Origin of the sequence: Marinobacter shengliensis, from assembly GCF_003007715.1 — a bacterium.
Lineage (GTDB): Bacteria > Pseudomonadota > Gammaproteobacteria > Pseudomonadales > Oleiphilaceae > Marinobacter > Marinobacter shengliensis.
The window spans coordinates 21,118-47,370 of record NZ_PXNO01000022.1; the positions used below are offsets into that span (position 1 = coordinate 21,118).

A 26,253-nucleotide genomic window follows, 5' to 3' on the forward strand; every position below is an offset into this window, starting at 1 on the left:
CGTGTTACCCGTGAATAGTCGCGATCATCAGGCTTTTTTCTGACCACCGCAAATGCGCATATATACCCATAAATCCGGCAACGGAAACCGGACCTCTGGCAGAGAATTCTGTATCACACCGCCACCGGCCAAAGCGGCGTCGGCTCTGTCGGCCCGTCCGGATCCTGGGGGCAGCTCTGCCTGTTCAGATAATCCAGAATGGCCTCTTTTAGATCGCTGCCCTGGCCGAGCCCCTGGTTGCCAAACAGCCGGTTGAATTCCAGAACGTAGGGGTAGCCGTCAACCAGCGCTATATCAAAGCCAGCGTGGTCTACTCCCAACTCTCTCGCCAACCGCAGGGCCAATTCGGTGACCACCCCTGGCACCTCGCTGGTATCAATTTTCCCACCCCGGGCCACGTTGTTGTAGAAGCCCTGTTCCGCCTGGGTTCGCCAATAGGCCGTCAGCACCCGGTCACCCACCACCACAACCCGCACATCGCGGTCGATAGGCAAGTATTCCTGAGCATAAAGTACGTGGGTACGTTCGCAGTACCGGCGCCAGTCGTCCCGGTTTTCAATCAGCCACACTCCTTCGCCCATACTGGCCTTGGGCAGCTTCGCCACAAAGGGCAGGGCCATGGTGTCCCAGATCAGATCCCGCTCCTGGGGGCCGTTGGCTTCGATCAACGTCCAGGGGGTGTGTTCCGGCGCTACGGTCTGGAACGCACGGGTCATCTCCACCTTGTCATGACCAATGCGGTAGCTGGCCTCGCTTGGAAACACGCGGCACTTGAGCCCATGGACCAGGGCGTTCAGTTGCCAGTATTCCGGGAACAGCACCCAGTCGGCGTCTCGCAGCAGGTCCTTGTGTCGAAGGAACTGCTCCGGCTTGAGTACTGTGGTGTCAGGAAAGCCAAGGGTACGGAAGATATCAAAGGAAACCAGGTGCATGGTGTCAGCGGCACTCCAGATAGGTTGCGCGCATTTTATACAGAATCCGGTTCCGGACAAGCTACCTCAGGAAAAATAATTGACCGGCGTCATGGACAGAGCGAATATAAATGATAATACTTTGCATTAACACAAAAGGAGCTACCCATGACCAAAAACCTGATGTTTGCCACCCTCACCTGCGCCGCCTTTGCATTCGGCGCCAACGCCCACGCCAGTGACGTCGAGCACTTCAAGGGCAAGCCCTCTGACACCCTGGAACAAGCGGTTAGCAACTTCTCGGAATACAACAATAAGTTGGAAAAGGTATTGGCCGGAGACATGACCCCCGAGGCCATGAACGAGGTCCACGAATTGACCTATACCCTGGAAAACGCCCTGGGCAAGATCAATGAGGAACTGCGCGAACTGGCGGATGTGCTGGAAGAAGTTCACGTTGCCTCCGAGCACGCTAATGGCAACGCTGTTAAAAAGCACGGGCAGAAGTACCTTGAAGTCAGTCGGGAAGTGATCAGATAACGGATTGCTGTTCCGGTTCTCCATCGCTGCTAACCTGAAGGCTACTCACCCGGTGAACACAGGTTAGTGGCGATGGCCGTTCTTGATCCGCAAGCGCAGGCACTGTTACAGCAGGTTGAACAGGATACCCACTCGGGCGCCAGTCAACTGGCGCTGACGACTCTGCGCCAGCTGCACCGCTACGTCGCTGAACAACCGGCGGCAATACAAGGCCTGGAACCGTTGTTGGCTGCCCTGACCAAAGCCCGCCCCAGCATGGTGGTGATTGGCAACAGTGTCGACCGCCTGCAACGAGCAATGGCTGAGAATCTACAGTCAGCTGAAAGCGCCATTCAGGCATTAATCATCGAGCTCGAATCAGCCACCAGCCAGCTGATCGCCCACGCCCGCGCACTTGTACAACACGGCAACACCATCCTGACCCACAGCGCCAGTTCTGTGGTGCTGCAGTGTCTGACCGAACTGGCCCGGGATGGCGTGGAGTTTTCGGTGATCTGCACCCAAAGCAGCCCCGGTTTCGAGGGCCACGGCCTGGCCACAGCGCTGGCCCACCAAGGGGTTCCGGTCACACTGATTACCGATGCCCAGGTCGGTCTGTTTATGCCGAGAGCAGACCTTGTGTTCACCGGCTGCGACTGCTGGCTGGCGGACCATCACTTTATCAATAAGAGCGGCACGCTGCTTGTAGCCCTGGCCGCGCGGCATGCGGGAACGCCGTTCTGGGTATTGGCGGACACTTTCCGGGACAGCCCGGAAACCGTTAACAGCATCCAACTCGAGGAAATGCCCGCGGATGAACTGCAGGGGCCCGCAGAGACGGGCATAACCGTGCGCAATATCTACTTCGAACCGGTGCCTGATAACCTGGTGACCGGGCGGGTCAGCGAGAAGGGCATTTTTTCGTTCCCTGCTGGGCCTGGGCGGTGAGTGGGTCGTCGGGCCAGGGGTGTTTGGGATAACGGCCACGCATGTCCTTGCGCACCTCGGGATAGGCGTTCTGCCAGAAACTGGCCAGGTCGGCAGTAACCGCTAAAGGCCGCTGGGCCGGTGACAAAAGGTGAATCAACACCGGTACTCGACCACCCGCCACTTTCGGCGTTTCGGTCCAGCCAAACAACGCCTGCAACTTGGCCGCCAGCACAGGGCCATTTTCAGCGCAGTAGTCCAGGGTGACATTCTGGCCGGTGGGAATAGTCAGAGATCTGGGCGCGAGTTCGTCCAGTTGTTGCTGTTGCGGATAATCCAGCAGGGCACTCAGGGCCTGAACCAGATTGATACCCGCCAGGTCAGACCAGCGCTTCATGCCCGCCATAAACGGCGCTAACCAGGTCTCCAGAGTGTCCAGCAAGAACTGGTCGCTGACCTCCGGCCAGTCGCCAGGGAACTGCCCCGCCAGCAATCGCACCCGGGCAACCCACTGGCGGGCCGCATCGCTCCAGGGCAGGCTGTCCAGACCTTTGCGGCGCACCGCATCCAGCAGCCCCTGCTGAACCAGTTCCGGGGCAACCTGATTCAGCGGCTTCTCCGCCAGCACCAGTGCCCCGAGCTTACGGATCCGGCGGGCGACGATGGTACCGCGTTTGTCGTCCCACAGGGCATCCTCACGTTCTTCGATATGGTTAGCCAGGTCCTGTTCAAGGTCCGTGAGATCGACCGGTGCCGCCAGATAAATCGTCGCTTCCCGGGCCTTACCATCCAGATCCGCCGTCACCAGCCAGTCCTGCCGAGCCAGGGGATCGTCCTCCCGCAACACCGCACCCTTGCCGTTACTCAACTGATACCGGGGCATGGCCCCTGAGCGGCGGCGGGCAATACGGTCCGGATAGGCCTGGGCCAACACCCGCCCAACGTCGGTTTCCGAGGGTAAATCCTGTGCCAGCTGGCCACGGCACAGTCGTTTTGCCGCCTGCCGAACCGCCTGCACCCGTGCGGCATCCAGCCCGCGATGACCGCGTTCGCCCCGCAGCACCCGAATCCGTTCATGCAGATCCGCACCGGAGCCTGGCCCGAGCAGATCCCGCTCCTCCAACAGCGCCGCCAGCTCGGCCGCCAGCTGGCCCAGCCCCAGGGTACGGCCTTTGATCACCATATGGGCCAGGCGAGGGTGCAGGCCCAGCTCCCGGGCCGCCTTGCCGTGGTCTGTGATGGCTCCCTCGGCATCCAGCAGTTCCAGCCACTGCAACAACGCCACCGCCTGCTGCCAGTGCGCCTTCGGCGGGGCATCAATCCAACCCACCTGCTCCGGGGAACGGGCCCCCCACTGGGCCAATTCCAGCACCACCGGCGCCAGGTCGGCTTGCTGGATTTCCGGCGGCGTGTAGTCCGCCAACCCGAACTGCTCCGACTCACTCCACAGCCTGTAACACACCCCCGGCTCCACCCGACCGGCCCGGCCCTTGCGCTGCTCGGCAGACGCCTTCGATACCCGCCCGGTCACTAGGCGCGTCATACCGCTGTTAGGATCAAACACTGCCCGGCGCTGCTGGCCGGCATCAATCACCACCCGCACGCCTTCAATAGTCAGACTGGTCTCGGCAATCGCCGTGGCCAGCACAATCTTTCGGGTACCATCCGGCGCCGGCGAAATCGCCCGGTCCTGTTCTTCGGACTTTAAATTACCGTACAAGGGGGCCAGCAGTACGTTAGCCGGCAACTGCCCCGCCAGCTGCTGCGCCACTCGCCGAATCTCCCCGGCCCCGGGCAGGAACACCAGCAGGGAGCCGGTCTGATCCCGAAGCGCTTCCTGAACCACCGCCACCACCTGATCCACAACCCGGCCATTACGGGGCAGGGGCCGGTACATCACCTCCACCGGAAACGCCCGGCCCTCGCTGGTGATTACAGGTACATTCCCCAGTACCCGGGCAATGGGCGCGGTGTCCAGCGTGGCCGACATCACCAGCAATCGCAGGTCTTCCCGCAGGGCCTGCTGACTCTCCCGCACCAGCGCCAATCCCAGATCGGCTTGCAAGGAGCGCTCGTGAAACTCATCAAACAACACAGCAGCATAGTCTTCCAGCATCGGGTCGTTCTGAATCAGGCGCGTCAGAATGCCCTCGGTCACCACCTCAATCCTGGTGCTACCTGACACTTTGGTATCCAGACGAGTCCGATACCCCACCGTCTGCCCCGGCGCTTCCCCAAGCTGCTTCGCCATATACCGAGCCGCCGACCGCGCCGCCAGCCGCCTGGGCTCCAACATCAGGATCTTCCGGTTGTCCCGCCACGGGGCATCCAACAGAGCCAGCGGAACCCTTGTCGTTTTACCCGCGCCCGGCGGGGCCTGAAGCAGGGCCGTGGTGCCCTCTTTCAGCGTTTGTTTCAGCTCTGGGAGTATGTGTTCTATTGGGAGCATGGGGTGTGGTTGGGTTTAGCCTGCTGGTTTCGGGTGTGGCGCGGGGGTGTTTTGGTTTTTTTGGCCGAAAAAGAACTCGCTTCGCTCAGACACCTTTATTCGGTCAAAAAAACCAAAACACCCCCACACCCTGCGTAACTTTAAGGGTATATCCAGAGGTTACCATGGTCTGTCTGGGGTTAAGCGGCTCATGCTGTCAAACACACCCGGCAATTTTTTCTTCAGCGGAACCGCCATGGTCAGCTAGAGCGGGGTGGTGGGGTATTTTTTTCCGCCGGAAATGAATGTCTGAGCGCAGCGAGTTTCATTTCCAAGGCAAAAAATACCCCACCACCCCGATCAATCCCCCAGAACCCGCAGTCTGGGGCCAAATCAAGACCGCGAATGCCAAGAGTCAGCACTAGGCACAAAGAACGCAAACAAAAGCCCAAATGCCAGCGCCGCCACTCCAATACCGAAGGCAGACCCAAGGGTTCCGCCCGCATCCAGCCATTGTTTGGTGAGCCACGGCCCAACCATCTGGGTGAAACCGTAAAGCGCCACCATCGCCGCCGACAACCGGGGCCCCTGATGAGGATGCAATGCCCGTCCGATACGCTGAGTCAGCAGCACCGTACCCAGGAACGTGCCGCCTACCAGGGCTGCACACAGGACCAACCCCAAGGCCCCAGGCCAGACCACCGCCGCCAGCACCCCCGCCAGCTGGATCAGGAAATTCAGCCTCAATGCCGGCAGATCCCCCATCAGGGCCCCCAACTTGTTCCAGAGCCAGGGTGCGGGAATGGTAAACAGGGCTACGATCACCCAGGTGCCGTCCAGTAGCCCGTGGCCCTGGGGCAAGGTCATCTTGGCCAGCAGCGGCAGGAAGGTCATGGGTAGGATGTACCCCAGGCCAGCCCCGGCATAGGACAGGAACAACGGAATACTCGCGCGATCCAGTAACGGGGTATTGCTGACCACCTGCCCGGAATCGTCGTGCTGGCGCACCGGTACGTCCAGCCTGCGAAGCTGCATGGCGCCCCACCAGGCTATTGGTATCGACAACACCGCCGCGGGCCACCAGCGCTCGGCGCCTTCAAGCAGGGTCGCAGAACCGGTGACCAGTCCGCTGGACACCAGCAGGCCGATGCCCACACCGATATAGACCAGGCCGCTGAGCGAGGCCCTGTTGCGCAACACCAGCCACTCCAGTATCAAAGCAGGCGCCTGCACGAACACCACGCCGTTGGCCACGCCGTTCAGCCAGCGGCTTGCGAATATAACCGTGAGGTTGTCGATCTGGGTGACCACCAGTGTGGTGACCACATGGATAGCGAGGAACAGCGGCAGCATGACACGGATCTGGTCAATCCGATGCCAGCGAATGGCCAGCATGGCGCCCATCAGGTATCCAAGATAGTTCCAGGTGGCGACGGCAGCGCCATCCGCTGCGCTGAATTGGCCGTCTGCAACCAGGTAGGGCAACAGCGGGGTGTAAATAAACCGGCCAAGGCCATGCACCACCAGCAGCACCAGGGCGCCGGCGGTCAGAACGGTAAACAGCTGTCTTTGGTCAGCAGAGTGCGAGTTGGTCATAGCGCAGCCCGGAGGTCGTGTCGATCAATGAAACGGCCGAGCAGTGTAGGTCACTACCGATTAATTGTCAGTGTGACTTTCGCAGGATAGGGTCCAAGCCGCTCGCCCGCCGAACGGGCCACGGGCTCAGGAGCCGGGGTTTCGGGCCTTGGCCCACTGGGTAATGCGCTGATAGGCCTGGGCCAGCTCCTGGGGCTTATGGGGCGGTTGGATCAGGGCCTGAAGCTGGCCCTCGGGGTTGAGCAAGGCGAAGTGACCACTGTGGTCCACCAGCAGTTGCCCGTCCACCTCCCGATGAACAAACACGGCGCTGACACTCTTGGCCAGTTCACGCAGGGTCTCCAGGTCGCCGGTCAGGCCATGGAAGTTCTCACCGAAAAAGCCGGTGTAGGCTTTCAGCTGTTCCGGGGTGTCGTGTTCCGGGTCTGCCGTGACCAACAGGTAGTCCGGTTTGGGCACATCCGCCGACAACAGCTTGTCGGTCTGGCGCAGGTTGGCCATGGCCGCCGGGCAGATATCCGGGCAGTTGGTGTAGCCCACAAACACGAACGTCCACTGGCCCTTCAGGTCATCGCGGGTGACGGTTTCACCCTGTTCGTTGGTAAGGGTGAACTCCGCCAGGGGTCTTGGCTGCTCGTACACATAAGTGTTGTACTGGCTCAGGTCGGGCGCCGCCACTGGCGATTCACCGGCTCCTTTCAGGAACACCTGCCGGCCAACCGTCAGGCCGAACACCAGCATGACCACCAGGAACAAGACAAACAACGTGATGCGTAACGATCGCCCCATGGGGCCTCCACTTTATAAACCCGGAAACTGTCATTCAAAAATAGACAAAATGATCCACCAGCAGCACCACAAACAACGCCATCAAGTATGTGATGGAGTATTTGAAGGTGTTCAGCGCCACCCGCCGGTCATCGCCCTTCAACAACCGGATGGCGTATTGCAGGAACCTCAAGCCTAGTGCCAGTGCACCGATCAGGTAAATACCACCTGACATCCCTGTGACAAAAGGTAGCAGGCTGACCGCCAATAGCATCAGGGTGTACAGCAGAATGTGCAGCTCGGTGTACTTGTTGCCATGGGTCACTGGCAGCATGGGAATACCAGCCTTGGCGTATTCCTCTTTACGGTGAATGGCCAGGGCCCAGAAGTGCGGCGGTGTCCAGGCGAAGATGATCAGTACCAGCAGCAGGGCGTGGCCCTCTACCTGACCGGTAACGGCGGTCCATCCCAGTAAGGGGGGCATGGCGCCTGCCAGACCACCAATGGTAATGTTCTGTGGCGTGGCCCGCTTCAGGAACAGGGTATACACCCCGGCGTAACCCACCAGTGAAGCCAGGGTTAGCCAGGCTGTCAGTTCATTTACCTGCCAGACCAGCACAACCATACCAACGGCCGCCAGTACGGTGGCAAACAGCAGGGCATCAATGGCAGCAATCCGTCCTGTGGCTACCGGACGCTTACGGGTGCGAGCCATTACGGTGTCGATCTTCTGATCCACAACGTGGTTAACGACGGCCGCCGCCCCAGCCAGCAGCGCAATACCCAGGTTGCCATACAGCAAAACGCCCCAGCCAGGCACGCCAGGTGCTGCCAGCAGCATACCGATCACCGAGGTGAGGATCATCAGCGCCACCACCCGGGGCTTGGTCAGCTCCAGGTAGTCCCGCCAGGAAATGGATTTGCTCAGGGAACTCGCATGCTCCTCGGCCGGCAGCGCTTTGACTTGCTCGCTCATGCCGTTACCTCCCGGTTTATGGTTGTTGTATGGGTTGCGGGGGATGTGTGTGCTTGCGGCAACTGCCGGTGATGCCAGATCAGATGCACGATGGCCAGTAACAGGCCGGCGCCCATGGCATTGTGCGCGACGGCGATAGCCAGCGGTATGTGCAACCAGACATTGGCCAACCCCAGGCCAATTTGTACCACAAGTGCCGCCGCAACCAGCAGAATACTGCTATCCAGCCCGCTGTCACTCCTATGGCGCCACAGCAGCGCCAGCAGCACCAGGAAATAGCCCAGCACGATGACGGCCCCCAGGCGATGGGTAACATGGATCGCCACACGGCCGTCCGCCGTCAGCTGGCCGCCCAGGTAGTTCGGGCCAACCTGCTGGGTAATATCAAAACCATGCCGGAAATCCATTCCTTCCGGCCACCATTGCCCCTGGCAGGTAGGCAGGTCGGTACAGGCTACAGCGGCATAGTTAGCTGCGGTCCAGGCACCCAGCGCAATTTGCATAATCACCAGTAAAAGACCGCCGTACATCCAGGGGCGCAAGCGGGCGAGGGCTGGCGATGCAGTGCTTGACGGAGCAACACTCCGGGATCGTTTGCGCAGACGTAGTGTCAGCAATAACAACAAGGTGAGCGTGGTGAACCCACCCAACAAATGCAGGGCGACCACCTGTGGCCAGAGTTTGAGGGTCACGGTCCAGGCGCCAAACGCACCCTGCAGAAGGATGAAGGCCGCGATGAACAGTGGCAATTTGACCGGCACGCCTGCCCGGCGATTGCGAACCGCGATGGCGGCCAGACCAAACACCACCAGGCCCAGTATGCCTGCAGCGTAGCGGTGGATCATTTCCGGCCAGCCCTTGGACACATCCACCGGCGTCTCGGGGAAACGGGCATTGGCGATGGCAATGCGGGTTTCACTCTGGGGCACCGTCAGGAAGCCGTAACACCCCGGCCAGTCAGGGCAACCCAGCCCGGCATCCACCAGTCGGGTCCAGGCACCGAGCATAATCACCACCACCGCCAGCAGGCAGGCAGCGGTGGACCAGCGGGCCATTTTCTTAACCGTTTGAGCAGAATGCTCCCGGGAAAACTGTTGCGTCACGTTCCGTTCTCCCTGGTCAGCCAATCTGCGACAACTTCAGTAAATGCTTGAGGTCTTTGAGCATTTGCTTGCCAGTGTGCTCGGTGCCGTAATGCATCATCACGTTACCGAAAGGATCGATCAGCAAGATCCGGGGGGCTGTCTCGGGTGACACGCCAGTGGGCCAGGCCGCTGCAGCGCCGGGCGCCGGGCGCAGTCGCTCCATGGAGCTGTACTCTGCCTGCCAGCGTTGCTCGAGCCCTGCTGGCACAGAGCCCAGCGCTGCTGCCCGGCTGACCCGAGGTGCATTTTTGCCAAGGGCGATGTTGACCTGGCGGGCCAGATACAGCAGCTCCTCGCAATCACTGCCGCAAGTACCGGAGACCACCAGCATAAGCCAGTTAGGGTCGACCTGATCAGCACCGAAGCGCTCTGCCAGCGGCACCCCGTTTGAGGTTTCCAGATTCAATGCCTGCACCGGCACAGGCGGCATCAGGAGCTCGCCTTCGTTGGTATGACCAACCGGATTCAACCAGCCGGTATAAAACATGATGGTGGCCAGAATCATCGGCCCAAAACCCACCGCAAACAGCAGCAAGGCGGTGCGCCTGCCACGACGAACCTGTTCCGGGCTGAGAGGGTCCTGCCCGGTCACGGAATCAGCCGTTGTCGTTGTCATTATCGGCTCCTGTCTTTCGGATTCTTTCATTTTTTTTATAACTCGCCACTAACGTCAATATAGTCAGTGCTGCAGCAAGCGCAAACCATTGCACAGCATATCCGTAGTGGGTCTGGGGGCCCATCACATCCGGTGCATGATCAGCGCGGTAAGCACCCGGCTGCTCGCTGTCTGAGAGCTTTAGGACCATCCCGGCCGGACTGGCCACCGTGTCTTCAACAGTGGCCTGAGGTAATGCCTGTACCCGTCTTGGCCAGCCACTGGCAGGGCCGGTATCCTCCGCCAGCACCGGAGGCACCGGGTAATCATCCAGCCGTCCCTCCAGGGTAAACAGTCCGCCCGGGGTGTCGATTTCCGGCAGTTGATCCCGAGTGCGGGGGCCGCGAACCCAACCACGGTTGACCACCAGCGACGGCCCCTCTACCGGCGTAAACACGGTCAACACCTCGTATCCGGGCACGCCGTCACGGGTTCGGTTATCCAGTAGCCAGGTGTATTCGGTATACCAGCCGGTCAGAACAACCGGCTGCCCCTTTTCTAATTCGCCTGAGACAATTGCTGGCCAATCACTCTGGCTGGCCTGTTGCTGCCAGGCCGCCAACAGCAACTGCTTTTCCTCTGCCCGGTTGAGTTGCCAGACGCCCAGGCTCAGCAGCACCGGCAACAGCAACCCGCTGAACATCAGCAATCGCCAGTCAAACTGCCATCGGCGATTCATCAACCGAACCTACCCATGCTTTGCTATAGTGATATCAGGTTCCCACATTTCTCCGGAGCCACCGCCCATACAATCATTCAACAACAGGGACACCCCATGTTAAAACTTCTCATCGTCGTACTGCTTCTGGCGGTTATGGTCAGCCTGTTCAGTGGCCTGTTTTTCCTGATCCGCGACGGTGGCAAAACCAGCCGGGTGGTGAACTCCCTTGCAGTTCGGGTGGCGTTGAGCGTATTGCTGATTGCCGTGGTTCTGACCTCCCTGTGGACCGGAGATCTTGTGCTTAACCCGACCCCGGTCCCGTAATGGCCAACATCGTTGTCAAATGACATAGACGAACACAAACAACCCCAGCCAGACCACATCCACGAAGTGCCAGTACCAGGCCGCTGCCTCAAAACCAAAATGGTTGTCGGCGGTGAAATGGCCCTTGTTTACGCGTATCAGCATGATCACCAGCATCAAGGTGCCAAGGAATACGTGAGCACCGTGGAAGCCCGTCAGCATAAAGAAGGTACTGCCGTAGATACCGGATTGCAGGGTCAGGTCCAGATCCCGATAGGCGTGCAGGTATTCATAGGACTGCACGAACATGAACACAACCGCCAGCGCAATGGTCGCCATCAACCAGAGTTTGATCTTTGCCCGGTCACCCGCCTTCATGGCGTGATGGGCAATGGTAACGGTAAAGGATGAGGTTACCAGCAGGATAGTGTTGATCAGAGGCAAGCCCCAGGGGCCGATGACTTCCGTGGGGCCCGGATAGGCTTGCGGGTCCGGATTGTTCACCAACGGCCAGCTGGCCTGGAACCCCTCCCAGAGCATGTTGGTGCTGCCCTTGTCGCCTTCACCACCCAGCCAGGGCACCACAAACACCCGAACATAGAACAACGCGCCAAAGAAGGCGGCAAAAAACATCACTTCCGAAAAGATAAACCAGCTCATACCCCAGCGGAACGAACGGTCCATCTGGGGGCTATACAGGCCGGCCCGGCTCTCACGGATGACCGCGCCAAACCAACCAAACAGCATGTACGCCATGATCAAGGCGCCTATCATGAACATGATCCAGGAGCCGGTGGTGCTTTCACCCTGTTTGCCATTGACCATGATTGAGGCCACCCCGTAGAGGGTCACCCCCAGCCCGACAGTGGCAACGATGGGCCATTTGCTCTGTTCGGGAACGTAATAGGTCTGGTTATCCGCCATAACTGTCTCCGATGGCTTAGCCGTTATTGTTAGTTGTTGTCTGCGCCCGGTCGGACTTTGAAACTTCCGCCTGCTTGCCCTGATCGTACAGGGTGTATGACAAGGTCAGTTTGGTGATGTGTTCCGGCAAGTCCCGGTCAACGATAAAGATCAGCGGCATTTCCACACTTTCCCCCGCTTCCAGTGGTTGCTGGTTAAAGCAGAAACACTCGGTCTTGTGGAAGAACAGAGTGCCTTCGGAGGGGGCCAGGCTAGGTACCGCCTGGCCAACCATGGGCTGATCGGTCGGGTTCTCGGCATAGTAATTGATGGTTACCGATTCCCCCGGATGCACTTGCACACTTCGAACCACCGGACGGAATTTCCAGGTCATACCTGGGCCGTTGCTGGCCAGGAACTGAACTGTCACGGTCCGGTTTTCATCCACCTGCTGGGTGGCACTGGCTTCATACCGGCCACCGGTTTTGCCGTTGATGCCGGTGATCTCACAGAACACCTCATACAACGGCACCAGCGCGAACCCGAAGGCGAACATGCCCACCACCCCTGACAGGCACCAGCCAATCACCCTCGCATTACTTTTACGCTCTGGCGTTTTCTCACCTGTTTGCTCAGACATGGTGCAGTCTCCCGGTTATTTCACTTCCGGTGGAGTGGAGAAGGTGTGGTAAGGCGCTGGTGACGGCACGGTCCACTCAAGACCTTCAGCACCATCCCAGGGCTTGGCGGGCGCTTTCTTGCCGCCCTTCACACACTTGACCACGATGAACAGGAACAGCAATTGGGTTGCCCCGAACATGAACGCCCCGATACTGGAGATCATGTTGAAGTCGGTGAACTGCAGGGCGTAATCCGGAATCCGGCGCGGCATACCCGCCAGCCCCAGGAAGTGCATGGGGAAGAACGCCAGGTTCATACCGATGAACGACAACCAGAAGTGCGTCTTGGCCAGTGTTTCGTCGTACATGTGGCCGGTCCACTTGGGCAGCCAGAAGTAGGCAGAGGCAAAGATGCCGAAGATGGCACCCGGCACCAGTACGTAGTGGAAGTGCGCCACCACAAAGTAAGTGTCGTGGTACTGGAAGTCCGCCGGCGCGATGGCCAGCATCAGTCCGGAGAACCCGCCAATGGTAAACAGGATGATAAAGGCCACCGAGAACAGCATCGGCGCCTCAAAGCTCAGGGAGCCCCGGAACATGGTGGTCACCCAGTTGAACACCTTCACCCCGGTGGGCACCGCAATCAGCATGGTGGCGTACATGAAGAACAACTGGCCCGCCAAGGGCATGCCCACAGTGAACATATGGTGCGCCCAGACCATGAACGACATGATAGCGATCGCACCCACCGCATACACCATGGAGGCATAACCGAACAGTGGCTTGCGGGAGAACGCAGACACAATGTGCGAGATGGCCCCGAACGCCGGCAGGATCATGATGTACACCTCGGGGTGCCCGAAGAACCAGAACACGTGCTGGAACAGCACCGGATCACCGCCACCGGAAGCATCAAAGAAGCTCGTCCCGAAGTGGATGTCCATCAGCATCATGGTGACCACACCAGCCAGTACCGGCATGACAGCAATCAGCAGGAAGGCAGTAATCAGCCAGGTCCATACGAACAGGGGCATTTTCATCAGGGTCATACCCGGCGCCCGCATGTTCAGAATGGTGGCAATCACGTTGATGGCCCCCATGATCGACGACACACCCATGATGTGCACCGCGAAAATAAAGAAGGTGGTACTCGGCGGCCCGTAGGTCGTCGACAACGGTGCATAGAAGGTCCAGCCAAAGTCCGGAGCACCGCCCTGCATGAACAGGGTAGAGACCAGAATCAGGAAGGCACAGGGCAGCAGCCAGAAGCTCCAGTTGTTCATCCGCGGCAGGGCCATGTCGGGCGCCCCCACCATCAGCGGCAACATCCAGTTGGCCAGGCCGACGAAGGCCGGCATAACCGCACCAAACACCATGATCAGGCCGTGCATGGTGGTCATCTGGTTAAAGAATTCCGGCTCGACAATCTGCAGGCCGGGCTGGAACAGCTCGGCCCGAATCACCATCGCCATGCTGCCACCCAGCAGGAACATGGCGAAACTGAAGATCAGGTACATCGACCCGATGTCTTTATGATTTGTGGTCAACAGCCAGCGGCTAATGCCTTTGGCCGGGCCATGATGATGGTCCTGGGTGTGGGTATCTGCAACCGCACTCATGAAAACCCCCGTTACCGCCGTTTGTTATGGCTGGTGATTGTTGTTATCTGGCGTTGATTACTGTTGGTTCTTGTAATCAAAAATCTCTTTGGGCGTGACCATTTCGCCGGTGTTGTTACCCCAGGCATTCCGCTCGTAGGTAATCACCGCGGCAAGGTCGACCTCGCTCAACTGGTTGCCGAAGGCCTGCATGGCTGTGCCCGGCGCACCGTTCACCACGATATCGATATGGCCCTCCATGTCTTCCAGCGCCATCTGGCTGCCCTTCAGAGCCGGAAACGCCGGAGGCAGACCGGTACCATCAGCCTGGTGGCAGCTGGCACAGGCGGTTGCATAAGCCCGTTCACCACGCTCCATCAACTCGTCGAGCGTCCAGTCTTTCTCGGTCAACTGGCGTTCCATTTCAGCCATTTCTCTCTGCTCCGCCACCCATTCGTTGTATTCCTCCTCAGGCACCGCTTTGACGACCACCGGCATAAAGCCATGGTCCTTGCCACAAAGCTCGGTACACTGGCCACGGTAGGTGCCGGGCACATCCACCCGGGTCCAGGTCTCGTTGATAAACCCGGGAATGGCATCTTTCTTCACACCAAATGCCGGCACCCACCAGGAGTGAATGACATCGTTGGCGGTGAGCAGGAAACGGACTTTCTTGCCGACAGGAATCACCAGCGGGTTATCGACCTCCAGCAGGTAATGTTCACCCTTGGCCTGACGATTGCGGATCTGGTCGCGCGGCGTCGACATGTTCGAGAAAAAACTGAAATCGTCGTCAATGTACTCGTATTGCCAACGCCACTGGTAACCGGTGATCTTGATGTCGACATCCGATTCGGTGGTGTCGTACATCTCGACCAGTGTCGCGGTGGCGGGAATCGCCATGGCCACCAGAATGGCCAGTGGGATAATGGTCCAGAGCACCTCCACCACGGTGTTCTCATGGAAGTTCGCGGGCTTGGCACCCCGGGACTTGCGGTGAGCAAAGATTGACCAGAACATGACCCCGAAAACGATGACGCCAATGGCGACACAGATCCAGAGAATGGTCATATGAAGGCTGAAAATCTGGTTACTGGTGCTGGTCACCCCGGGTGACATGTTCATGGTCCAGTCAGCCATGACAGTGACCGGCAACAACAGACCAGCGGCTAGGGCTACTGCCCGCTTGGCATGCACGCGCATACTGTGTCTCCACAGAGTGTTATTCTTGTCGGATTTTGCGTCATCCCCCTGCGACACACCCCGGCGCTCGCAACACCGGATGGCCTCAGAGTGAAAGCCTGATTATGGATACATCAGGATCGAGTATAGACACAGATCAAGAAAAGGCTAAAAAATCCTTAAATCCAAAACGGATAAACACGGAATTTTGAGAACCATAACTCATAAAAGGCCCATAATGACCAGTACAGACCATCGCCTCTGGGCACTGGCCTGGCCGCTGATGCTGACCAACCTGACCGTGCCACTGCTCGGCCTGGTGGACACCGCCGTGCTGGGCCACCTGGATAGTCCGGAATACCTTGGTGCTGTGGCGGTCGGTGCCAACCTGTTCAGTATTCTGTATTGGACATTCGGCTTTATGCGCATGGGAACCACGGGGCTGGCGGCCCAGGCCTGGGGCAAACGTGACCCCTTCGCCCAGGTAGCGCTGCTGCTGCGTTCCATCGTGCTGGCGGTCGGCATCGGCCTGATGCTCATCGTATTTCATAAGCCCCTGATCAGCCTGGGCCTGACCCTGATGAAACCCAGCCCGGCGGTGGCCGAGCTGGCCGCCGAATACGCGGCAATCAGGATCTGGAGCGCGCCGGCGGTACTGTGCCAGTACACCCTGGTGGGCTGGCTTATTGGTACCCAGTTCCCCCGGGGGCCTATGGTGATGCTCATCATCGCCAACGGCATCAACATCGTGCTCGATGTGTTTTTTGTGACGGTTCTGGGCTGGAACAGTCGCGGCGTGGCCCTGGCCACGGTCATCGCCGAATACGGTGCCGCCCTGATCGGTTTTGCCATCGTGTTACGCAGAATGCCCGAAGGCCAGCGGCTGACCCGGGCGCTGATCGGCCAGGTGTCCGATTACCTGGCGATTCTGCAGGTGAATCGCTACATCATGGTCAGGACCATCGCACTGCTGCTGGTACTGGCGTTTTTCACTGCCCAAGGCGCCCGCCAAGGCGATGTGATCCTGGCCGCCAATGCTGTGCTAATTACCTTTTTGCTGGTGATCTCCAATGCCCTGGACGGGTTCGCCAATGCCGCCGAGGCACTGATTGGCGAAGCCGTTGGCAAGGGCAGCCGGCGGCGCTTTCGCCTGGCTTTCCGAAGCGCCCTGCGCTGGTCTTTATGGGGCTCGCTGATACTGACCATTGCCTTTGTCCTTGGAGGTCGATGGCTGATCAGCCTGCTCACCGGGCTGGAAGAGGTGCGCACCGCGGCCTGGCAGTACCTGCCCTGGCTGTGGCTATTGCCGCTGGCCGCGATATGGGGTTTCCTGCTGGACGGTGTATTCATCGGCGCCACCCGCACCCGGGAAATGCAGAACACCATGCTGTTTTCGGCCCTTGGCGTGTTCCTGCCGGTCTGGTGGCTGAGCACTGGGTGGGGCAACCATGGGCTCTGGCTGTCGCTCATAGCCCTGATGTTGGCAAGAGCCGCCAGCATGGGCTGGCTCTGCTGGCGTTATACCCGCCAGGACACCTGGTTCAGCCAGAGCTGACCCTGAACCGCGTTCTGGCCGTGAAAGGTTAACTTCTGTCATAACCACAGCAGAGCCCAAAATCTTGGCTACACTGATCAGAAACGGCGGGGGCGTTTGTGATTCAGCATTGGCGCCTTTGCCCGTGTACTCCTCGACCCAGGGGGAACGCCTTGCGACCTCAACTTGTTCATACACTGGCATCTCCTGAAATGACACCAAAGGCTGTTCTCAACATCATTGACCAGGCAAGGCGAAAGGAAGCCCGCTCCGGCGCATTTCTCCGGCAGATGAAGGAGAAAGCCGCCCAACTGCCCACAGCGATCGTGGTTGACGGCTATCAGCCGGCCACGTCGTTGTTCCAGTTTGCCGTCGAATACATCGAAATGGCGCCAAGACTGATCGAGTGTGTTGATGCCTGCGCACGGGAGGCCGGCAAGTCCCAGCTGTTTCAGCCTTTCGTCGACGCCGCTATCCGCTACTTTACCCAGCCGTCCGTGCTGTTGGTGCAATACGACGGTCTGGATGGGCTTCTGATACGAGCCTACCTCTGTCATCGGTTGATGGAAGAGATGCACGACAGTAACCGCTCAATTCGAGCCAGCGAACTGGTGGATCTGGAGGCAACCCGTGCCAACCTGCTGGCCCACGAACTGATTGGCGAGCCATTCGCTAACGAACTCGATGATTCCATTACCGTCACCGTACTGCAGATCGCCGGCACACCGGATTATTACAATCTTGATCTTGATCCTTTTATCGACCAAGTCAACAACCGAGCCTGGGACTGGATGCGGCATTATTGGGAGAACCTGTTAGTACGGAATCACATTCGATTTTCGCTCGGTTCCGGTATGGTCTGATGTGCTCGAGGAATCCATGAAAACGTCCACAGTCACCCTGACGGCGCTCCTTTCAATGCCGGCAATACCCGCCGTAACGAGTGGCCACGAACTGTCAGTGTCCGTCAGGCTTGTTGGCAGCGATGCGCCTGTTGCCAATGCCGTGGTTTCGGTGCCCAGTGGCCTCAGGCCCGACCCGGTAATCGCAGAAATATATCAGAAGGATCGTGCCTTCCACCCTCATATTCTGGTTGTTCCCATCGGATCCAGCGTGGATTTTCCGAACCGTGACAATACACAACACCACGTCTACTCGTTTTCACCCGCAAAGACGTTCAATATCGAACTCTACGCTGATCGCCCTGCCGCCCCGATCATATTCGACAAACCTGGCATCGTTGAGCTGGGCTGCAACATACATGATCACATGCAAGGCTTTGTGGTGGTCACAGACACTTCGACCTTCGGCCAGACCAACGAACATGGTCAGGTTACCCTGCCCATCGATCCCGGGGGCGCCAAAGACAACCAGGGCAGCATAACCTTGAACGTATGGCACCCACGCCTGCCAGATAACACTCACCCGGTAACTCGGGAAATAGGGAACGGCAGTCAAACAGTGGTCGTTACCCTCGATCTGGAACCCGCGCCAGCCACAGAAGGCTCCCTGGACCGACTCCAGCAACGCTTCCGGAAACTGTAATGGCCTTGGCTGCTCGTCTCGGGTTCCGCGGCCGACTCATTACCGCCATGATCTCGCTGGTCGCTCTGGTCAGTCTTGTGATCGTTGCCCTGCTGATGGTGTACCTGTTCGAGGATGAAAAAAGCAGGGCCCTGGAACAACTGGCCATTGGGAAACGGCTGACCAACGAAGTCATTGACCGGCGCACCGAGCTGGAACTGTCGCGGCTCAGTGTCGTGGTGCAGGATTTCGGTTTCCGTTCTGCCATCGCCAGCGGAGACCCGGCCACGATTGACAGCGCTCTCGAAAATCACAGCGGCAGGGTGGGTGCTGACTTTGCGCTGTTACTGGACAGCCAGGGAAAGCCTCTGGCCTCGACACTGCAACAACCCTTTCCTCAAATATCACAAGAACAGCTGAGCAACTCCCGCCGCAACGGTTTCACCCGGTCACTGCGGGCAATCGACGGTAAGGGTTACGAAGTTCTTGTTATTCCGATTGAGGCGCCCGGACTTCGAGCCTGGCTGGTCACCGGTTTCGCCATGGACCAACCCCTGGCAGAGGTGATTGCCCGGCTCAGTGGCACATCGGTAATTTTTCGGGCCCAATCAAACCAGACTGGCAGTTTGAGCAGTTTCGCCGCCACCGCCAGCATTGACGACAACCTTGAACAGGAGCTCGCCGGGGCATCGGGGGACGCCAATTTCATCGAGAGCGCCGGCTATTTCACACGCATTATCAACCTTGGCGAATCGGAGCCCGCCGCCATCCAGGCAGTGCTGCTGATCAGCCGTGATGCCACGCTTCAGAACTACTACCGACGGGCCGTGGAAATTGCCTTGCTGGTGACCGCCATCCTTATTTTCGCCATCGTGCTGGCCCTGGTTATCGCCCGGAATCTGGGGCGTCCGGTTTTGCAACTGGCAAGCTACGCGCGCGCAATCGGTGAAGGAAATACCCCTCGCCCCCCCACAATCCGGGCCGGCGGCGAACTGACCCAGCTCAGGAACGCCCTGCGGGACATGCTGTCCGGTCTCCGGGAAAGGGAAGCCCAGATCCGCTATGCGGCCACCCATGATGACGTCACTGGCCTTGGCAACCGCAACGCATTGATGCAGGCAGCCGCCGATCTGTTTGAACAAAAAGCCCAGGGCATCCTTCTGGGTATCCGGCTGAACGACCTCTCCGACATTAACGATACCCTGGGCCTGGAGTTCGGCGACAAGGTGCTGATCGGTATTTCAAAACGCCTGCAACAGGAACTTCAGGATGCCCGAATCCTTGCCCGTACCGGCGGCGGCGAGTTTCTGGCCCTGATTCCCCCCTTGCCCCCGGAGCGACGCAACCACAGGATTCGTCAACTGCACGCACTCATTGAGTCTCCGCTGCAGGTGGACCAGACTCCCTTCTCCCTGCGCGTCACCATGGTAACCATGGAATTGCCCGAGGACGCCTCAGACACCGATGCTCTGCGCCGCAGGCTCAACCTGACATTCGAACAGGCCGAGGCAAACCCAGAACCCTTTACCCGATACCAGCCTGGGCAGGATGAGAGCCATCTCAGAGAACTGAAACTGATCACCGACCTGCATGCCGCTATCCTGAGTGACGGGTTGCACATGAACTACCAGCCAAAACTGAACAGCCAGACCGGGAAGCTGGTGCAGGTAGAGGCCCTGGTACGGTGGATTCATCCGGAACTGGGCTTTGTGTCCCCAGAAGAGTTCATCTTTCTCGCCGAACAGTCAGGGCAGATCCACGATCTGACGGCCCATATCCTGAAACGGGTCGCCAGGGATGCCCGACAATGGCATGAGCAGGGTGTCGACGCGGGCGTCGCCATTAACCTGTCCGCAATGGACCTGACCTGGCCCGACCTGACCCGGCACATCGCGGAAACCTTTAACGATTGGCACCACGATCTGGAGCGGGTCACCCTGGAAGTCACTGAAAGTGCACTGATGGAGGATCCGGAGGAGGCCATGGCCACCCTGAACCAGCTCCGGGAGCTGGGCGTAACCCTGTCGGTGGATGACTTTGGCACCGGCTACTCCTCATTGTCCCAGCTGCGCAAGCTGCCGGTACAGGAGCTGAAAATCGACAAGTCGTTCGTGCTGCAGCTGGATTCCGAGCCCCAGGACCAGCTGATCGTAAAGTCCACTATTGATATGGCCCACGGCCTCGGGCTGAAAGTCGTGGCCGAAGGCATTGAGAATCTGGAAGCCTGGCAGTTGCTGCAACATTGGGGCTGCAACCTCGGCCAGGGTTTTTACCTCAGCCGCCCGGTTCATCCTGAGGACCTGCCGGAGACTGCACAGGCCCTGGCCGACCGCAAAGGGGAGCTGAGCCAACCCAACCCGGAGTATTCAGAATGACAGCAAGACTGTTGGTCACACTCACCATGGCGCTTCTGATGGCATCGACCGCCATGGCCGACATTGGCAGCCGGATTTGGGCGACCGGAGGCGTCACCACCATTGAGGGCAGTGCCGGCGGTGGCCTGGTCCCCTGGGCACTGCTGGGCAGCTATGCCAGCGACGAGGAATGGGGCGGCACCCTGGCACTCAGCCGTGCCGAAGTGGACGATTACTCGCTCACGGTCACTGGTGCCGGGCTGAACTGGAATAACCGGCTGGAGCTCACCGTAGCACGGCAGACCCTAGACCTGGACAGTTTGGTCTTTACCCTCAAAGACGGCTTCGGCCTTGAACAGGATGAACTGAACCTGGATATATTCGGGGCCAAGGTCCGACTCGCCGGCGACGTGTTATACAGCCCCTGGGGCCAATTGTCCGCCGGGGTACAGTACAAGCGCCAGCGGGATTTTACCGTGCCCTCCGCAATCGGTGCCCGTGATGACACTGGTACCGATATCTACTTCAGTGGAAGCAAACTATTCTTCGCCGCGGTTCTGGATCGCAACCTGCTGGTTAACCTGACGGCCCGAGCAACTCGGGCCAACCAAGGCGGATTGCTAGGTTTCGGCGGTGACCAAAACAATAGCCATGAGGTAATGATGGAAGGCGGCGTAGGAATTTTCCTCACTCGTCAGTGGCTGGTCGGAGCGGAGTACCGGCAAAAGCCGGACAACCTGAATTTTGCCGCCGAAGATGACTGGTGGGACCTGTTCATAGCCTGGGTCCCGGACCGTCGGTTGGCAGTTACCGGCGCCTTCGTAAGCCTGGGCGACATTGCCACACTGGAAGACCAACAAGGCCTGTATCTGTCGCTGCAGGGGAGTTTCTGATGATGGCCAATCTGTACCTCAAACACCTGATCGCCGCTCTACTGTCAGGGATCGCGCTGATCCTGGTTGGCTGCCAGAGCCTGAATAACCAGCCTGACGAATCTCTGTATCAGCAGCTCGGTGAACGTGAGGGCATAGCCAACGTAGTGGAGGACCTGCTTTACCTGATCGTGGACGACGAACGCATCAACCAGCAATTCAAAGGCATGGATGTAGCCCAGTTCCACCGCAACCTGACCGACCAGCTGTGCGAGCTCAGCGGCGGGCCTTGTACCTACACCGGACGGCCGATGCGGGAACTGCATTCCGACATGAGTATTACCGACACTGAGTTCAATGCCTTGGCCGAAAACCTGATTTTAGCCATGGAGCGGAATGATATCCCCACGGGCGCACAAAACCGGCTGATAAAAGCGCTCGTGACAATGTATCCTGACATTCGCAATTTATAGGATGGAGAACTGAACCTTGCTCGAAAACGCCGATTTGGGAAAACTGATTGTCCGACTCACCCTGGGCGGACTTTTGCTGTTTCATGGTATTGCCAAACTGTTAAATGGTATTGGCTTCATTGAAGGACAGCTCGCCGCTCACGGCCTGCCGACCATTTTCGCCTACGGCGTTTACGTGGGTGAAGTCATTGCACCGCTGATGGTGATACTGGGCTACCAGACTCGCATCGGCGCACTGATTATTGTCTTCAATATGATTGTCGCCATCGCCCTGGTCCATGGGCATCAGCTGTTGAGCCTCAGCAGCAACGGAGGCTGGGCACTGGAGCTGCAGGGTTTCTTCCTGTTTATTGCCTTTGCAGTGATTTTTCTGGGGCCGGGCAAGTACAAACTGAAAAACTGAGGCTCAGGAGTCGGCGGTGGGCGCGGGGACTTTCGGCTGCCAAACCGCCACCCGGTTCCGGCCATTGTCCTTGGCGGCATAGAGTGCTTCATCGGCGCGGCGCACCAGCTCTGGGCTGCTGACGCCTCTCGCCGGTAGCATGGTTGCCACACCAACGCTGATGGTCAGTGGCACCGGCGCATCCTGCTCTTTAGTGGCCACAGGGGTTCCCGCAACCGCCTTGCGAATGCGCTCTGCCACTAACAGGGCACCCTCGGAATCGGTGGTTGGCAGCAGTATCGCAAACTCCTCACCGCCGTAACGTGCCACAAGGTCGCCTGCCCGCTGGACTTCCGCCCGCAAAATGCCGGCAAGTGCCACCAGGCAATCATCGCCGGTCAGATGCCCCAGCTCATCATTGACCCGCTTGAAGTGATCAATATCCAGTAACAGCAAGCTCAGCTCGTGCTCATGGCGCAGCGCACGGCCCCACTCAATCTCCAGTTTCTCATCAAACCGGCGGCGGTTTGCCACGTGGGTAAGGCCATCGGTCAGGCTAATGGCCTTGAGCTGTTCGTTGGCACGCTCCAGCTCTTCAGTGCGCTCTCGCACCCGTGCTTCCAGCGTCAGGTTGGCCTGCTGCTGCACTTTCAGTGCATGCTCCTGTGCCTCCTGCCGGCGTCGACGTTCCAGGTTGATCCGGTAGGCGAGGGCAAACGATAGCAGAATAGCCTCAATCGCCACCCCTGCCTGAGGCACCAGTTCGGTGACCTGACTGGTGGGTATCCAGCCCAGCTTACTGACCGCCAGCACCAGATGGCCCACCAGCAGAGGCGTCCAGGCAAGCACGTAAAACCCCGCAAGCACCTGCCCCTGACGCCAGACATACAGCCCGATCAGCCACGCCGCCGGAGTTGCAAAAGCAGCGATCCCACTGACCAGAGCAATGCCACTTTGATAGGGACCAAACACACCGTAGAAGAAGGTAAAACTGCAGGCGCCGATCACCCCCTGCAAGATGCGATAACTGAGGAGACTGTAGTGGCGTACCGCCAGAAACTTAATGGTGAACATGACGGCGCAAAACATGCCAAGACTGATCGCCGGCACCGTAAAGTAGCGGTTGAGGCCGGGTAGATCAGGCCAGATCCATTGGAATAGCAAGCCATTAAAGTTGAGCTGGATCATGCCGGTTGATACAACCGTGAGCACATACCACAGGTACGTGGTGTGGCGAACGATGACAAAAAGAAAGAGGTTATAAAACGACAAAGCCACCACGATGCCCAGAAACATGGCCTGCCAGCCATAGGAAAACTGCTCGTTGGCGAGAAACCGGGCTGATGTCGTAACCGCCATGGGAATTTGCACCGCTCCCTGAGTTTTCACCCTTACCCAGGCGACGACTGGCTCGGTGTTCGACGGCACCAGAAACACAAAATTGCGATGAATGATCGGCCGGGTATCGAATGGCCGGGTGTCTCCGGTGTGGTGAGATTCGACAATCTGGCCGTCCAGTTCCCAGTAAACGGATACCTCATCCAACAACGGATAGGCGATTTCCAGCACCCGGTTGACGGGCTCCGGCGTAATCGGCACCCTCAGCCAGAACGCACCATTGCTGAAGCCCTGGTTCAACACCCTGGCAGCGCTATTGTATTGCCATTGGCTATCAGGCAGTTGCTGTATCTGAGTAACGGTCAGGTTGTCCTCGGGCACCTCAACCCAGTCAAATCCCACAGGCTCTGCATGCACATGGAAGCTGACAACACACAGCAACAGCCCGAAAAGCTGGCATACAGTGCGCGGAAATGGGCCATTCATTCTTGTCTGTTATTCCCGGCGTTAGAGTCTTGAACTACACTGGGGAACGGCTGTACGGCTACAGATCCAAACCCCAGCGTCTGAGTTAAGTGTAGACGTTACTGGCGCGGGAGTCCGCCGAAATTAAGGGGTAATCCCCGGTTACCACCTGAGAGGAAGGCATGTTCGACAAAAAACACCCCATCACCCCCGGTCGATACCGCCATTATAAAGGCAAGGATTACGAGGTCATTGGCGTAGCCCGGCACAGCGAGACCGAGGAACCCCTGGTGGTGTACCGCTGCCTTTACGGGGACTACAGCCTCTGGGTGAGGCCGCTGGCCATGTTCCGGGAAACCGTGGAAGTGGCCGGTGAACAGGTTCCCAGGTTCGCCCGCCTGGACACCGAATGACCGTTACATAACCGCTTTGACTGCCGCGGCCATTTCCTGCACATTAGCGCACTTTTCGTGCTGCCGGCGCCCATAAGGCGCCGGTAAAACCTCAATTCCTACCCGGAGTTTGCCATGAATGCCGTTGTTGCTGCGGTACTGATCATGCTCGTACTGAGCCTGTGCCGCATCCATGTTGTCGTCGCCCTGATCATTGGTGCCATTTCCGGTGGCCTGGTGGCAGGAATGTCTCTGGAAACCACCATCAATGCCTTCAACACCGGCCTGGGTGGCGGTGCCACGGTAGCGCTGTCGTACGCTACCCTGGGCGCCTTTGCCGTCGCCATCGGCAAATCCGGCCTGGCCCACGCCCTGGCCGACAAGGCCCTGGCCATTGTCGGCCGACAGGAGGAGGGCGGCGCGGCCACCGGCATCCGGTTCATGATCATCGGCCTGCTGCTGGCCATTGCCATCTCGTCCCAGAATATCCTGCCAATCCATATCGCCTTCATTCCCCTTGTGGTTCCGCCACTGCTGTACGTGATGGCCAAGCTGAATATGGACCGCCGTCTGGTAGCTTGCGTGCTCACGTTCGGCCTGATCACCCCGTACATGTTCCTGCCCGTAGGGTTTGGCGGTATTTACCTGAATGAGATCCTGCTGGCCAATGTCGGCGATAACGGCGTGGATGCCAGCGAGCTGAACGTCATGTCCGCCATGGCCCTGCCGGCCCTGGGTATGTTCATCGGCCTACTGATCGCCGTGTTCTTCAGCTACCGGGGCGGCCGGGGCTACGACATGAAACTCATCGAACGCACCGAGCGGGTGGATGTGAAGTACAGCCCCAAAACCCTCGTGATGGCGCTGGTGGCCATTGCCGTGGCCTTCGTGGTGCAGCTCTGGCTGGGCTCCATGATCCTGGGCGCCCTGGCGGGCTTCGTGCTGTTCAACATTTCCGGTGTGGTGAAGTGGAAGGAAGCGGATGACCTGTTCACCGAGGGCATGAAGATGCTGGCGATGATCGGTTTCATCATGATCGCCGCCAACGGCTTCGCGGAAGTGATGCGGGAAACCGGCGAGATTGCCAGCCTGGTGGAGGGTTCGGTGGCCGCTATCGGTGACAACAAGGCGCTGGCAGCATTGCTGATGCTGGTGGTGGGCCTGCTGATTACCATGGGGATTGGTTCGTCGTTCTCCACCATTCCCATCATCGCGGCGTTGTATGTGCCGCTGGCCCTGCAACTGGGCTTCAGCCCCCTCGCCATCGTGGCCCTGGTGGGCACGGCCGGTGCCCTGGGGGATGCGGGTTCACCGGCCTCCGATTCCACCCTTGGGCCGACAGCGGGCCTGAACGTGGACGGCCAGCACAACCACATATGGGATACCGTGGTGCCAACGTTCCTGCACTACAACCTCCCATTGCTGGCCTTTGGGTGGTTGGCGGCTATGGTGCTTTGACGATTGGTGTTTGCCTTCGCTTTGTAGCCTTCGGTTTTAGTGGACGGTTTGGGGTTGGTGAGGGGTGTCAAAACGGAAAACGGTGGTTTTCCTGATGGTTTTGACACCCCTCACCAACCCCAAACGTTGATCTTCACAGGAATCGCTCGAAAACGAAAAAATAGCCTTGGTTCACCTTGGACTCCCGGGACGGCAGGCACCCAAGCGGTTCTGAAACAGCCAAATAAAAGGGGTTCGGGAGAGGGTCCCAAAACCATCAGGAAAACCAC

24 protein-coding genes and 1 pseudogene are annotated in these 26,253 nt (G+C 58.9%); 12 read left to right on the forward strand and 13 right to left on the reverse strand.

What is annotated here, in order from left to right:
• Positions 1-113: 113 nt before the first annotated feature.
• Entirely contained in the window at positions 114-932 is an 819-nt protein-coding gene (locus C7H10_RS08585; protein WP_106694547.1) for an ATP-grasp domain-containing protein, read from the reverse strand.
• Positions 933-1,079: 147 nt separating this feature from the next.
• Between C7H10_RS08585 and C7H10_RS08590 the strand changes: the two genes are divergently transcribed.
• Both C7H10_RS08590 and C7H10_RS08595 read left to right on the forward strand, forming a co-directional pair.
• Positions 1,080-1,451, forward strand: coding sequence for a DUF6746 family protein (locus tag C7H10_RS08590; RefSeq protein WP_106694548.1), 372 nt, complete (start codon positions 1,080-1,082; stop codon positions 1,449-1,451).
• 72 nt (positions 1,452-1,523) lie between these two features.
• Positions 1,524-2,378 carry an eIF2B alpha/beta/delta subunit family protein gene (locus C7H10_RS08595; RefSeq protein ID WP_106694549.1) on the forward strand — a complete coding sequence of 285 codons (855 nt, stop codon included), beginning with the start codon at positions 1,524-1,526 and terminating at the stop codon, positions 2,376-2,378.
• Here C7H10_RS08595 and hrpB read toward each other — a convergent pair.
• The 7 genes from hrpB to C7H10_RS08630 all read right to left on the reverse strand — a co-directional run bounded on the left by hrpB (position 2,332) and on the right by C7H10_RS08630 (position 10,604).
• A complete protein-coding gene (hrpB, locus tag C7H10_RS08600; RefSeq protein WP_106694550.1) occupies positions 2,332-4,806 on the reverse strand; it encodes an ATP-dependent helicase HrpB in 2,475 nt (824 codons plus the stop codon). The genes C7H10_RS08595 and hrpB overlap by 47 nt on opposite strands.
• Before the next feature lie 372 nt (positions 4,807-5,178).
• On the reverse strand, positions 5,179-6,381 hold the full coding sequence (locus C7H10_RS08605) for a YbfB/YjiJ family MFS transporter (RefSeq protein WP_106694551.1): 1,203 nt from the start codon (positions 6,379-6,381) through the stop codon (positions 5,179-5,181).
• A 126-nt stretch (positions 6,382-6,507) separates the two neighbouring features.
• Positions 6,508-7,170, reverse strand: coding sequence for an SCO family protein (locus tag C7H10_RS08610; protein WP_058091859.1), 663 nt, complete (start codon positions 7,168-7,170; stop codon positions 6,508-6,510).
• 34 nt (positions 7,171-7,204) lie between these two features.
• The gene (gene cyoE / locus C7H10_RS08615) at positions 7,205-8,125 is read right to left on the reverse strand and encodes a heme o synthase (RefSeq protein ID WP_106694552.1); all 921 of its coding nucleotides are present in this window, start codon (positions 8,123-8,125) and stop codon (positions 7,205-7,207) included.
• A complete protein-coding gene (locus C7H10_RS08620; protein ID WP_106694553.1) occupies positions 8,122-9,180 on the reverse strand; it encodes a COX15/CtaA family protein in 1,059 nt (352 codons plus the stop codon). The genes cyoE and C7H10_RS08620 overlap by 4 nt, the downstream gene beginning before the upstream one ends.
• 64 nt (positions 9,181-9,244) lie before the next feature.
• Positions 9,245-9,886, reverse strand: a complete 642-nt coding sequence (locus C7H10_RS08625) for a hypothetical protein (RefSeq protein ID WP_058091856.1) — start codon at positions 9,884-9,886, stop codon at positions 9,245-9,247.
• Positions 9,867-10,604 (reverse strand): SURF1 family protein, encoded by a 738-nt coding sequence (locus C7H10_RS08630; protein WP_106694554.1) that lies wholly within the window; start codon positions 10,602-10,604, stop codon positions 9,867-9,869. Before C7H10_RS08630 ends, C7H10_RS08625 begins: the two co-directional genes overlap by 20 nt.
• A 96-nt stretch (positions 10,605-10,700) precedes the next feature.
• Between C7H10_RS08630 and C7H10_RS08635 the strand changes: the two genes are divergently transcribed.
• Positions 10,701-10,910 (forward strand): twin transmembrane helix small protein, encoded by a 210-nt coding sequence (locus tag C7H10_RS08635; protein ID WP_061331377.1) that lies wholly within the window; start codon positions 10,701-10,703, stop codon positions 10,908-10,910.
• Positions 10,911-10,925: 15 nt separating this feature from the next.
• On the opposite strand, the gene C7H10_RS08640 is transcribed toward C7H10_RS08635, so the two are convergent.
• The 4 genes and pseudogenes from C7H10_RS08640 to coxB all read right to left on the reverse strand — a co-directional run.
• A complete protein-coding gene (locus C7H10_RS08640; RefSeq protein ID WP_106694555.1) occupies positions 10,926-11,813 on the reverse strand; it encodes a cytochrome c oxidase subunit 3 in 888 nt (295 codons plus the stop codon).
• A 16-nt stretch (positions 11,814-11,829) separates the two neighbouring features.
• Entirely contained in the window at positions 11,830-12,432 is a 603-nt protein-coding gene (locus C7H10_RS08645; protein WP_061331378.1) for a cytochrome c oxidase assembly protein, read from the reverse strand.
• 15 nt (positions 12,433-12,447) lie between these two features.
• The gene (gene ctaD, locus C7H10_RS08650) at positions 12,448-14,031 is read right to left on the reverse strand and encodes a cytochrome c oxidase subunit I (protein WP_058091851.1); all 1,584 of its coding nucleotides are present in this window, start codon (positions 14,029-14,031) and stop codon (positions 12,448-12,450) included.
• A gap of 57 nt (positions 14,032-14,088) precedes the next feature.
• Positions 14,089-15,147: pseudogene (coxB, locus tag C7H10_RS08655) on the reverse strand (cytochrome c oxidase subunit II); the annotation flags it as partial.
• Between the two features lie 283 nt (positions 15,148-15,430).
• Here coxB and C7H10_RS08660 point away from each other — a divergent pair.
• From C7H10_RS08660 to C7H10_RS08690, 7 genes are all read left to right on the forward strand, one after another.
• A complete protein-coding gene (locus C7H10_RS08660; protein WP_106694556.1) occupies positions 15,431-16,747 on the forward strand; it encodes an MATE family efflux transporter in 1,317 nt (438 codons plus the stop codon).
• Between the two features lie 191 nt (positions 16,748-16,938).
• Positions 16,939-17,589, forward strand: coding sequence for a hypothetical protein (locus C7H10_RS08665; protein ID WP_106694557.1), 651 nt, complete (start codon positions 16,939-16,941; stop codon positions 17,587-17,589).
• 16 nt (positions 17,590-17,605) lie between these two features.
• Positions 17,606-18,271 (forward strand): methylamine utilization protein, encoded by a 666-nt coding sequence (locus C7H10_RS08670; protein WP_106694633.1) that lies wholly within the window; start codon positions 17,606-17,608, stop codon positions 18,269-18,271.
• Entirely contained in the window at positions 18,271-20,625 is a 2,355-nt protein-coding gene (locus C7H10_RS08675; protein WP_106694558.1) for a putative bifunctional diguanylate cyclase/phosphodiesterase, read from the forward strand. The genes C7H10_RS08670 and C7H10_RS08675 overlap by 1 nt, the downstream gene beginning before the upstream one ends.
• Positions 20,622-21,497: a DUF3034 family protein gene (locus C7H10_RS08680; RefSeq protein WP_106694559.1), complete on the forward strand. Its 876-nt coding sequence runs from the start codon at positions 20,622-20,624 to the stop codon at positions 21,495-21,497. Before C7H10_RS08675 ends, C7H10_RS08680 begins: the two co-directional genes overlap by 4 nt.
• Positions 21,498-21,499: 2 nt before the next feature.
• Positions 21,500-21,949 carry a group I truncated hemoglobin gene (locus C7H10_RS08685; protein ID WP_106694634.1) on the forward strand — a complete coding sequence of 150 codons (450 nt, stop codon included), beginning with the start codon at positions 21,500-21,502 and terminating at the stop codon, positions 21,947-21,949.
• 16 nt (positions 21,950-21,965) lie between these two features.
• Positions 21,966-22,352 carry a DoxX family protein gene (locus C7H10_RS08690; RefSeq protein ID WP_106694560.1) on the forward strand — a complete coding sequence of 129 codons (387 nt, stop codon included), beginning with the start codon at positions 21,966-21,968 and terminating at the stop codon, positions 22,350-22,352.
• 3 nt (positions 22,353-22,355) lie between these two features.
• Here C7H10_RS08690 and C7H10_RS08695 read toward each other — a convergent pair whose 3' ends face one another.
• Complete coding sequence (locus C7H10_RS08695; protein WP_106694561.1) at positions 22,356-24,155, reverse strand: sensor domain-containing diguanylate cyclase; 1,800 nt, start codon at positions 24,153-24,155, stop codon at positions 22,356-22,358.
• 161 nt (positions 24,156-24,316) lie between these two features.
• Here C7H10_RS08695 and C7H10_RS08700 point away from each other — a divergent pair, with 161 nt between their 5' ends.
• On the forward strand, positions 24,317-24,547 hold the full coding sequence (locus C7H10_RS08700) for a DUF1653 domain-containing protein (protein ID WP_058091846.1): 231 nt from the start codon (positions 24,317-24,319) through the stop codon (positions 24,545-24,547).
• A gap of 114 nt (positions 24,548-24,661) precedes the next feature.
• Positions 24,662-25,984, forward strand: coding sequence for a Na+/H+ antiporter family protein (locus tag C7H10_RS08705; protein ID WP_061331384.1), 1,323 nt, complete (start codon positions 24,662-24,664; stop codon positions 25,982-25,984).
• Positions 25,985-26,253 lie beyond the last annotated feature (269 nt).